This is a genomic window from Providencia sp. JGM181, from assembly GCF_018257375.1.
Taxonomy (GTDB): Bacteria; Pseudomonadota; Gammaproteobacteria; order Enterobacterales; family Enterobacteriaceae; genus Providencia; species Providencia lanzhouensis.
This window is the reverse complement of sequence record NZ_JAERJY010000198.1, coordinates 1-2,947: the sequence shown is the minus strand read 5'-3', so window position 1 is coordinate 2,947 and position 2,947 is coordinate 1. Positions and strand designations below refer to the sequence as shown.

1 rRNA gene is annotated in these 2,947 nt (G+C 51.8%); it reads left to right on the top strand.

Annotated elements, in window-relative coordinates:
* Positions 1-22 precede the first annotated feature (22 nt).
* A 23S ribosomal RNA gene (locus tag JK188_RS16415) occupies positions 23-2,928 on the top strand.
* The last annotated feature ends 19 nt before the right edge of the window (positions 2,929-2,947 follow it).

Below are 2,947 nucleotides of genomic sequence, written 5' to 3'. Positions count from 1 at the left end.
TAAAGACACCTTCGGGTTGTGAGGTTAAGCGACTAAGCGTACACGGTGGATGCCTAGGCAATCAGAGGCGATGAAGGACGTGCTAATCTGCGATAAGCGTCGGTAAGGTGATATGAACCGTTATAACCGACGATTTCCGAATGGGGAAACCCAGTGCAATTCGTTGCACTATCGTTTGATGAATACATAGTCAAACGAGGCGAACCGAGGGAACTGAAACATCTCAGTACCTCGAGGAAAAGAAATCAACCGAGATTCCCCTAGTAGCGGCGAGCGAACGGGGAGCAGCCCAGAGTCTTAATCAGCATTAGCATCAGGAGAACGGTCTGGAAAGGCCGGCAGTAAAGGGTGATAGCCCCGTATCCGAAGGTGTTAGTGTTGTGAACTCGACGAGTAGGGCGGGACACGTGTTATCCTGTCTGAATATGGGGGGACCATCCTCCAAGGCTAAATACTCCTGATTGACCGATAGTGAACCAGTACCGTGAGGGAAAGGCGAAAAGAACCCCGGCGAGGGGAGTGAAATAGAACCTGAAACCGTGTACGTACAAGCAGTGGGAGCACCCTTGTGGTGTGACTGCGTACCTTTTGTATAATGGGTCAGCGACTTATATTCTGTAGCAAGGTTAACCGTATAGGGGAGCCGTAGGGAAACCGAGTCTTAACTGGGCGAATGAGTTGCAGGGTATAGACCCGAAACCCGGTGATCTAGCCATGGGCAGGTTGAAGGTTGGGTAACACTAACTGGAGGACCGAACCGACTAATGTTGAAAAATTAGCGGATGACTTGTGGCTGGGGGTGAAAGGCCAATCAAACCGGGAGATAGCTGGTTCTCCCCGAAAGCTATTTAGGTAGCGCCTCGTGAACTCATCTTCGGGGGTAGAGCACTGTTTCGACTAGGGGGTCATCCCGACTTACCAACTCGATGCAAACTACGAATACCGAAGAATGTTATCACGGGAGACACACGGCGGGTGCTAACGTTCGTCGTGAAGAGGGAAACAACCCAGACCGCCAGCTAAGGTCCCAAAGTCATAGTTAAGTGGGAAACGAAGTGGGAAGGCTCAGACAGCCAGGATGTTGGCTTAGAAGCAGCCATCATTTAAAGAAAGCGTAATAGCTCACTGGTCGAGTCGGCCTGCGCGGAAGATGTAACGGGGCTAAACTATGCACCGAAGCTGCGGCAGCGATATGTAAATATTGTTGGGTAGGGGAGCGTTCTGTAAGCCTGTGAAGGTGTGCTGTGAGGCATGCTGGAGGTATCAGAAGTGCGAATGCTGACATAAGTAACGATAATGCGGGTGAAAAACCCGCACGCCGGAAGACCAAGGGTTCCTGTCCAACGTTAATCGGGGCAGGGTGAGTCGACCCCTAAGGCGAGGCAGAAATGCGTAGTCGATGGGAAACGGGTTAATATTCCCGTACTGGTGATAATTGCGATGGGGGGACGGAGAAGGTTAGGCTGGCCGGGCGACGGTTGTCCCGGTTTAAGGATGTAGGCAGGTGAATTAGGCAAATCCGGTTCACTATATGCTGAGGTCTGATGACGAGTCACTACGGTGGCGAAGTAGCTCATACCCCGCTTCCAGGAAAAGCCTCTAAGCTCTAGATTATCATTAATCGTACCCCAAACCGACACAGGTGGTCAGGTAGAGAATACTCAGGCGCTTGAGAGAACTCGGGTGAAGGAACTAGGCAAAATGGTGCCGTAACTTCGGGAGAAGGCACGCTGGCATTAGGTGAAGTGATTTACTCATGGAGCTGAAGCCAGTCGCAGATACCAGCTGGCTGCAACTGTTTATTAAAAACACAGCACTGTGCAAACACGAAAGTGGACGTATACGGTGTGACGCCTGCCCGGTGCTGGAAGGTTAATTGATGGGGTTATCCGTAAGGAGAAGCTCTTGATCGAAGCCCCAGTAAACGGCGGCCGTAACTATAACGGTCCTAAGGTAGCGAAATTCCTTGTCGGGTAAGTTCCGACCTGCACGAATGGCGTAATGATGGCCAGGCTGTCTCCACCCGAGACTCAGTGAAATTGAACTCGCTGTGAAGATGCAGTGTACCCGCGGCAAGACGGAAAGACCCCGTGAACCTTTACTATAGCTTGACACTGAACATTGAGCCTTGATGTGTAGGATAGGTGGGAGGCTTTGAAGCGTGGACGCCAGTCTGCGTGGAGCCAACCTTGAAATACCACCCTTTAATGTTTGATGTTCTAACGTAGCCCCGTAATCCGGGGTGCGGACAGTGTCTGGTGGGTAGTTTGACTGGGGCGGTCTCCTCCCAAAGAGTAACGGAGGAGCACGAAGGTTGGCTAAGCATGGTCGGACATCATGCGGTTAGTGCAAAGGCATAAGCCAGCTTGACTGCGAGAGTGACGGCTCGAGCAGGTACGAAAGTAGGTCTTAGTGATCCGGTGGTTCTGTATGGAAGGGCCATCGCTCAACGGATAAAAGGTACTCCGGGGATAACAGGCTGATACCGCCCAAGAGTTCATATCGACGGCGGTGTTTGGCACCTCGATGTCGGCTCATCACATCCTGGGGCTGAAGTAGGTCCCAAGGGTACGGCTGTTCGCCGTTTAAAGTGGTACGCGAGCTGGGTTTAGAACGTCGTGAGACAGTTCGGTCCCTATCTGCCGTGGGCGTTGGAAGATTGAAAGGGGCTGCTCCTAGTACGAGAGGACCGGAGTGGACGCACCACTGGTGTTCGGGTTGTCATGCCAATGGCATTGCCCGGTAGCTAAGTGCGGAAGAGATAACCGCTGAAAGCATCTAAGCGGGAAACTTGCCTTGAGATGAGTCTTCCCTGACCCTTTAAGGGTCCTAAAGGAACGTTTAAGACTAAGACGTTGATAGGTTGGGTGTGTAAGCGTAGCGATACGTTGAGCTAACCAATACTAATGAACCGTGAGGCTTAACCTGACAACACCGAAGGTGTTTT